Genomic DNA, 7,599 nt, shown 5'->3' with positions numbered 1-7,599 from the left:
CGAGGTCGCGGCAGCGCCGACGCCCGCGGGGCTCGCGATGGTCTACCTGGGCGTCTTCCCCTCGGCCGTCGCGTTCGTGCTGTGGGCCTACGTGCTGCAGCGCAGCTCGGCCGGTGCCACGGCGTCGGCCACGCTCGCGGTGCCGGCCATCGTGGTGGTGCTCTCGTGGCTCCTGCTCGGTGAGCTGCCGACGCTGCTCGGCCTCATCGGCGGCGCGCTCTGCCTCATCGGCGTGGCCTGGAGTCGTCGGCGCCCTCGCCTGCCCCGAGCTTGACGCAGGCGACCGGGGCCGCTCGATGCGAGCGACCCCGGCCGGGTGATCTGCGGGTACTGGGTCAGGTCAGCCCGTCCTCCTCGGCCTCGATCTCCTCCTCGAGGGCGATCTCGAGGTCTTCCAGCTCGATCTCGGCGGCCAGCGCCTTCACGATGTTGCCGGTGGCGGAGGCGATCCGGGCGGTGCCCACGATCGGCGCGATCGCGGTGAGCACGCCCCGGAGGTCCTCGGCGTCGAGGCCGACCTCGCCCCCGACCTCCAGGTTGAGCGCGTAGGAGACCGGCGGGGCGTCGACCGCGACCAGTGCCGCGATGCGCACGAGCACCAGGGTCTCGGGGTCGAGGGTCGACGCGTCGAGCGAGTCGGCGGTCATTCGCGCGAGCAGGTCGAGCACGGGCGCGTCGTCGTCGGGCAGATCGGACATGATGGATCCCTTCACCGCTGGTGGAACCGGATGCTGCGGCCGTGAGGCCGCACCTCATTGCACCTCCCTCTCGTGGCGGCGGCATCATCGAGATCGCATGAAAGCACGCACGCGCCGGGTCGTTCGGCGTGTCGGATCAGCGCACGCCCGCGGCGGCCGTTCGCTCGGCGGAGTCGAGCACCGATTCCACGCCGAGCAGGAACAGGTCGCGGTCGTCGAGCGCGCGCAGCCGCGGGCCGACGTCGGCGATGAGCGGATGCTGCGCCGGGTCGACCAGCAGCGGACTCTCGATCCACGGGCTGGGCGCCGACGGCGCAGTGCCGCGCTCGCTCCGGCTGCGGGCGATGCCGGCTGCGCTGGAGATCACGTGCGACGCCATGAGCGCGTAGTGGTTGACGAGGTCGTCGCCGTCGAGTCCTGCTCGGGCGAAGGAGTCGAGCATGAACTCGATGATGTCGAGCTCGTGCGGCCCGTTCGTGGTCAGCACGGTCGCCTCCACGCCGATCGCGGGATAGACGGCGAAGAGGTCCAGGGTGGCGACCGCCAGCTGCGTGAGGCGCCCGCGCCAGTCGTCGGCTGCGGCATCCACTCGATCGAGGCTCATGCCGATGACCTCGTCGAGGAGCGACCGCATGAGGTCGTCCTTGCCGCGGAAGTGGCGGTAGATCGCCGTGGGATCGGCGCCGAGCTCGGTGCCGAGGTCGCGGACCGACACCGCGGTCGTGCCCGGCTGTGCGGCGAGCCTGAGGCCGGCGGCCACGATGGCGCGGCGGTCGAGGCGCGCCTTGCCGCTGCGCCCCGCACGGGCGCCGTCGGATCGCGTCGCTGTCGTCATCGGTGTCGCTCCCGGTCGTCTCAGGGCCATGCTGCCACGCCCGCGGCCTCGGTGCAGGTGCAGGGGGCGCGGCAGCGGCTGCGCCTCCAGCATAACGAGTCGGTCAACAGCGATGTCAACACTGTTGACAGACGTGCCGCCACGCAACTACAGTCGCCGCAACCCACACGTTCGACGAGGAAGCGAGGGCGACGTGCCCGCAGACCTGCTCTTCACCGGAGGCCCGGTGTTCACCGGCACCGGACGACCGCTGCACGGCCACGCCGTCGCGATCACTGCCGGACGCATCACGGCGGTGGTCCCCGACGCCGAGGCGAGCGCGCTCGTCGGCGATCTGACCCGCGTCGTGCAGCTCGACGGCGCGCTGCTCGGCCCCGGCTTCCAGGACGCGCACATCCACCCCGTCGGCGGCGGGGTCGAGCTCCTGCAGTGCAACCTCACCGAGGCGACGGATGCCGCGGACACGGTCATCCGGGTCCGGGCGTATGCGGCGGCGAACCCCGACGAGCCGTGGATCCTCGGCGGGGGCTGGTCGATGGACCACTACCCGGGCGGCGCGCCGGTGCGTGCACTGCTCGACGCGGCCGTGCCCGACCGCCCGGTGCTGCTGCTCAGCCGCGATCACCACAGCACCTGGGCGAACACGGCCGCCATCCGCCTCGCCGGGATCGACGCGTCGACGCCCGACCCGGCCGACGGCCGCATCGAGCGAGAGGCCGACGGCGCACCGGCCGGCACCTTTCACGAGGGTGCCGGCGACCTGTTCGACGGCGTGCGCCCGGCCCTCGATCCCGAACTGGTCTATGCGGGTCTCCTGCGCGCGCAGCGCGAGCTCCTTGCGCTCGGCGTCACCGGGTGGCAGGACGCGATGGTCGGCGGCGGCTCGGGGGTCGTCCCCGACCCGCTCGAGGCGTACCGCCGGGCGCTGGCCGAGGGTGAGCTCGTGGTGCACGTCGTCGGCGCCCAGTGGTGGGCCCGCGACCGCGGCATCGAGCAGGTCGGCGAGATGGCCGCCCGTCGCGAGGCGATCGCCGCACTCGGGCACGAGGACCGCCTCTCGCTCGGCACGACGAAGATCATGGTCGACGGCGTGGCCGAGAACCAGACCGCCGCGATGCTCACGCCGTACCGCGACGTGCACGGCCACGACACGCACAACCACGGGCTCTCGTTCGTCGACCCCGAACTGCTGCAGCGCTACGTCACGGCGCTCGACGCCGAGGGCTTCCAGGTGCACTTCCACGCGCTGGGCGACCGGGCCGTGCGCGAGGCGCTCGACGCCCTCGACGCGGCTCGGGCCGCGAACGGCGACACCGACGGACGGCATCACCTCGCCCACCTGCAGGTCGTCGAGGAGGCGGAGACCGCCCGCTTCGCCGAGCTCGGCGCCGTCGCGAACCTCCAGGCCCTCTGGGCCACCCACGAGGACCAGATCGATGAGCTGACCCTGCCCTTCCTGCAGGACGGCGCCGAGGCGCGACAGTACCCGTTCGGCGACCTCGTGCGTCACGGTGCGCGCCTCGCCGCCGGCAGCGACTGGCCCGTGTCGAGCGCCGATCCCATGGACGCGATCCACGTCGCCGTGAACCGCGTCGTTCCCGGCCATGAAGCCGAGCCGCTCGGCGGCGCCCACCAGCGGCTCGACCTCGCCACGGCGATGGCGGCGTACACCTCCGGCTCCGCCTACGTGAACCACCGCGACCACGACACCGGGTATGTCCGCGAGGGCTACCTGGCGAACCTCGTCGTGCTCGACCCCGACCCGTTCTCGGTGCCCGCCGAGGAGATCCACCGTTCGACGGTGACGTCGACGTGGGTCGAGGGCGAGCTCGTCCACCACCGCAACGACTGAACCTGAGGAGCGCACGATGTCCGATTCCCAGCACCGCACCTCGCCCGACTGCCGGCCCCGGGGCATCCGCCGACTCGTCGCCGTCGCCGGCACCCTCGGCGCCGCGCTCGCCCTGACCGGTTGCACCCCGCCTGAGGCCGAGGCGCCCGCCCACCCCGACTTCGAGCTCACCGCCCAGACGGATGCCCCGTCGGGCGACCTCGACTCCTTCTCCTGGGTGAGCTACGCGGAGCCGTACTCGCTCGACTACGCCTACGCGTTCGACTACTCCGACAACCAGGTGCTCGCCAACGTCTGCGAGTCGCTGCTGCGGCTGAACCCCGACTACACGCTCACCCCGGCGCTCGCCGAGTCGTTCGCGCATCCCACGCCGACGACCTGGGTCTACACGATCCGCGACGGCGTGACCTTCCACGACGGCACGCCGCTGACGGCCGCCGACGTCGTCGCCTCCATGAGCCGCCACCTCGACCCGGCGGTCGGCTCCTCCTGGTACTCGGTGTACCAGAACGTGACCTCGATCGAGCAGACCGGCGACCGCGAGGTCACCGTGACCGAGGCATCCGCGGACTCGCAGTTCAACCTCGCGATGGGTGGCTCGGCCGGCGTCATCGAGTCGGCCGCCACGCTCGCGGAGGCGGGCGCCGACTACGGCAACTCGACGGGCGGCGTGAACTGCACCGGTCCGTTCAGCCTGACCGAGTGGAAGGCAGGGGAGCGCATCACGCTCACCCGATACGAGGACTACTGGGACGAGTCGCTGCGCGCCAAGTCCGGCGAGGTGCAGTTCCTCTTCATGAACGACGCCAATGCCCGCGTGAACGCGCTGGCCTCGGGCGAGGTCGACGGCGGCTGGATGGTGCCGCTCGAGGCGGTGCCGCAGCTCGAGAACTCGAGCGTCGGCGACATGCTGTTCGGCATGAGCACGGCCGTGTCGAGCCTCATCGTGTCGGACCTCGACGGGCCGCTCGGCGACGTGGACGTGCGGAAGGCGCTGCTCATGGCGCTCGACCGCGAGGGCATCGTCTCGGCCGCGGCCAAGGGCTACGGCGAGGTCACCGATGCCCTCACGACGGAGTCGGTCTGGGTCGGAGCCAGCGACGCGGGCCTCGGCGAGGCCTTCGACGACCTGGAGGCGTACCCGTACGACCTGGCCGCGGCCAAGCAGCTCGTCGAGGACGCCGGCGCGGTCGGCGAGGAGATCGTGTTCGCCACCGCGCCGATCAGCAGCGACTTCAACGTGATCGCGCAGGCGACGGCGGCCGCCGCCGAGTCGATCGGCCTGAAGGCCACGATCGAGACGGTGACCCCGAGCGCCTACACGGCCCTGTTCTCCGACCCGAGCGCTCGGGAGGGCGTCGACCTCTTCTACACGTCGTGGTACCTCTCGAGCCCCGACCCGCTCGAGATGTACAGCGTGCTGCGCACGGGCGAGTTCAGCAACTACGGCGAGTGGTCCGACTCCGAGTTCGACCAGGTCGTGAACGAGGCGATCGGGATCGACGACCCCGCCGCCCGCTCGGAGAAGACCGCCGAGGCGCAGCGGATCGCCAACGAGCAGCTGCCCTGGCTGCCGCTGTACACCGGCCCGATGCCGCTGTTCCTGGGCGAGCGCGTCACGGGCGTCGCCCCGTCGATCGCCTTCCTCTACTACCCGTGGGCGGCGACCATTGGCGCCCGGTAGCGGCATCCGTCGGCAGCATGGCCCGACCGGCCGAGCGGCGGTCACCCCATGACCGCCGCCCGCCGGGTGGCCGGCAAGCTCGGCGGCCTCCTCCTCACGCTGTTCCTGGCCTCGCTGCTCGTGTTCTTCTCGCGGTTCCTGGTCCCGGGCGATCCGGTGACGTTCCTGCTGCGTGGGCGGAAGCCCTCGCCCGAGGCGATCGCGCAGGTGACCACCCAGTACGGGCTCGACCTTCCGCCGTGGCAGCAGTACGTGCAGTGGCTCGCCGGCGTCCTGCACGGCGACTTCGGCCGGTCGCTGCAGTACCGCCAGGACGTGGCCGCCGTGATCGGCGAGCGGCTGCCCGTCACGCTCGGCCTGGTGGTCATGGCGGGCCTCATGATCGCGGTGGTCGGGCTGGTGGGCGGCATCGTGGCCGCCCTCAACCGGGGGCGCATCGTCGATCGTGGAGTGCTCATCGGCCTCACCGTGCTCGGCGCCATCCCGTCGTTCGTCGGCTCGATCGTGCTCATCGCGGTGTTCGCGGTGCAGCTCGGCTGGTTCCCGTCGTTCGGCTCCGGCGACGGCGGAGTGCTCGACACGGTGTACCACCTGGTGCTGCCGTCGATCGCGCTGGCCGTCGTGTTCGTGGTGCTCGTGGGCAAGGTGACGCGGTCGTCGATGGTCGACCAGCTCGGCCGGGAGCACGTCGAGGTCGCCACCAGCCGGGGGCTCGGACGCGCCACCGTGGTGCGCCGGCACGTGTTCCGCAACGCCATCGGGCCCATCCTCACGGTCAGCGGCGTGCTCGTCGCCGGCCTCCTCGTCGCGAGCTCGATCGTCGAGGCGGCGTTCGGCCTGGCGGGCATCGGCTCGCTGCTCGTGCAGTCCGTCGACCGGCTCGACTTCCCCGTCGTGCAGGCGATCGTGCTGCTCGTCGTGCTCGCCTTCGTCGTGGTGAACGCGATCGTCGACCTCCTGGAGCCCTGGATCGACCCCCGGTCCGCCGCAGGAGCTGGTGCCAGATGACCACCCCGACCCTCGCGCTCGAGGTGCTCCGCGCCCCGCGTGCCCGGCCGGCGAACACGGCCTACCTCATCAGCCTCGCCGCCCTCGGTGCGCTGACCCTCGCGGCGATCCTCGCGCCGTGGATCGCCCCGTACGATCCCGACCAGGTCGACCTCGCCGCCGTGTACGCGAGTCCGTCGTCGGCGCACTGGCTCGGCACCGACGCGCTCGGCCGCGACATCCTGAGCCGCATGATGTACGGCGCACGCACGGCGCTGCTCGCACCCCTGATCGTGGTGATCTCCTCCACGATCATCGGCATCCTGCTCGGGCTGCTCGCGGGCTGGCGCGGCGGCTGGGTCGACTCGGTGCTCGGCCGCATCTTCGACGTAGTGTTCGCGTTCCCGTCGCTGCTCATCGCGATCATGGCGGTCGCGCTGTTCGGCAAGGGGCTCGTGGCCCCGGTGATCGCCATGAGCATCGCGTACGCGCCGTTCGTCGCGCGGCTCACCCGCTCGCTCGTCGCCTCGGAGCGGAGCCGCCCCTACGTCTCGGCCTACCGGGTGCAGGGCTTCTCGGGCGGCTGGATCGCGACGCGTCGGGTGCTGCCCAACGTGACCCCGATCGTCGGCGCCCAGTCCACGCTGAACTTCGGCTACGTGCTGGCCGAGCTCGCCGCCCTGTCGTTCCTCGGCCTCGGCGTGCAGGCGCCGACGGCCGAATGGGGCGCCATGATCAACGAGGCCCAGGCCGGGCTGCTCGGCGGGCACTTCCTGCCCGCGATCGTGCCGGCGGTCGCCGTGGTCATCGCCGTCGTCGCCGTGAACGTGATCGGGGAGGAGCTCTCCGACCGCATCGGAGGAGGAACCCCCGCATGACGCTGCTCGACATCTCGGACTACACGCTCGACCTGCCGAGCGGGGCCCGCCTGCTGGACGGCGTCTCCCTTCACGTCGCGAAGGGGGAGACGGTGGGCCTCGTCGGTGAATCTGGCTCTGGCAAGTCCCTCACGGCGCGTTCGGTGATCGGCCTGCAGCCGCGGGGCGCGACCACCGCCGGGTCCGTGCGACTCGACGGTCGCGAGGTGCTCGGCGCCCCGATCGGGAACCTGCTCGCACTGCGGCGCTCGAACGCCGGCATGGTCTTCCAGGACCCTCGCGCGGGCATCAACCCGATGCGCAGCATCGGCGACCACCTCACCGAGACGCTCCGGCTCGTCGACGGACGATCGCGCGCCGAGGCGGAGGCCCGCGCCGTCGAGCTCCTGCGCGCCGTGCGCCTGCCGAGACCCGAGGAGCACATGCACCAGTACCCGCATGAGCTGTCGGGCGGCATGCTGCAACGGGTCATGATCGCCGGCGCGCTCACCAGCTCACCGCGACTCCTCATCTGCGACGAGCCCACCACCGCCGCTGAAGAGCAGGTGAAACGGTCCGAGAAGGTGGTCGCCGATACCGCCGGGATCCTCGACCCTGCAGCATCCGGTTCGGTGACGTCATGGGTGACGAAGTGCCAGAAACTCGTGAAGTCCGCGAAGCGGGCA

8 protein-coding genes are annotated in these 7,599 nt (G+C 71.7%); 6 read left to right on the top strand and 2 right to left on the bottom strand.

Annotation, left to right across the window (positions count from 1 at the left end; genetic code table 11):
* On the top strand, positions 1 to 274 hold a 274-nt coding region (locus GH736_RS13700; RefSeq protein WP_159604192.1), incomplete at its 5' end, for an EamA family transporter.
* A 61-nt stretch (positions 275 to 335) separates the two neighbouring features.
* Here GH736_RS13700 and GH736_RS13695 read toward each other — a convergent pair.
* Both GH736_RS13695 and GH736_RS13690 read right to left on the bottom strand, forming a co-directional pair.
* On the bottom strand, positions 336 to 698 hold the full coding sequence (locus tag GH736_RS13695; RefSeq protein ID WP_159604190.1) for a carboxymuconolactone decarboxylase: 363 nt from the start codon (positions 696 to 698) through the stop codon (positions 336 to 338).
* A 136-nt stretch (positions 699 to 834) separates the two neighbouring features.
* Positions 835 to 1,533: a TetR/AcrR family transcriptional regulator gene (locus GH736_RS13690; RefSeq protein WP_235934207.1), complete on the bottom strand. Its 699-nt coding sequence runs from the start codon at positions 1,531 to 1,533 to the stop codon at positions 835 to 837.
* A 193-nt stretch (positions 1,534 to 1,726) separates the two neighbouring features.
* Between GH736_RS13690 and GH736_RS13685 the strand changes: the two genes are divergently transcribed.
* The 5 genes from GH736_RS13685 to GH736_RS13665 form a co-directional block, all read left to right on the top strand.
* On the top strand, positions 1,727 to 3,385 hold the full coding sequence (locus tag GH736_RS13685; protein ID WP_235934205.1) for an amidohydrolase: 1,659 nt from the start codon (positions 1,727 to 1,729) through the stop codon (positions 3,383 to 3,385).
* A 16-nt stretch (positions 3,386 to 3,401) separates the two neighbouring features.
* Positions 3,402 to 5,069, top strand: coding sequence for an ABC transporter substrate-binding protein (locus GH736_RS13680; protein WP_159604184.1), 1,668 nt, complete (start codon positions 3,402 to 3,404; stop codon positions 5,067 to 5,069).
* 48 nt (positions 5,070 to 5,117) lie between these two features.
* Positions 5,118 to 6,077: an ABC transporter permease gene (locus GH736_RS13675; RefSeq protein WP_159604182.1), complete on the top strand. Its 960-nt coding sequence runs from the start codon at positions 5,118 to 5,120 to the stop codon at positions 6,075 to 6,077.
* The gene (locus GH736_RS13670) at positions 6,074 to 6,934 is read left to right on the top strand and encodes an ABC transporter permease (RefSeq protein ID WP_159604180.1); all 861 of its coding nucleotides are present in this window, start codon (positions 6,074 to 6,076) and stop codon (positions 6,932 to 6,934) included. Before GH736_RS13675 ends, GH736_RS13670 begins: the two co-directional genes overlap by 4 nt.
* Positions 6,931 to 7,599, top strand: a 669-nt coding sequence (locus GH736_RS13665) for an ATP-binding cassette domain-containing protein (protein WP_159604178.1), incomplete at its 3' end; no start/stop codon positions are given. The genes GH736_RS13670 and GH736_RS13665, both read left to right, overlap by 4 nt.

This window comes from Agromyces humi (assembly GCF_009720255.1).
GTDB classification, from domain to species: domain Bacteria; phylum Actinomycetota; class Actinomycetes; order Actinomycetales; family Microbacteriaceae; genus Agromyces; species Agromyces humi.
Note: the sequence above shows the minus strand (reverse complement) of the source record. Positions and strands in the feature narration are given on the sequence as shown.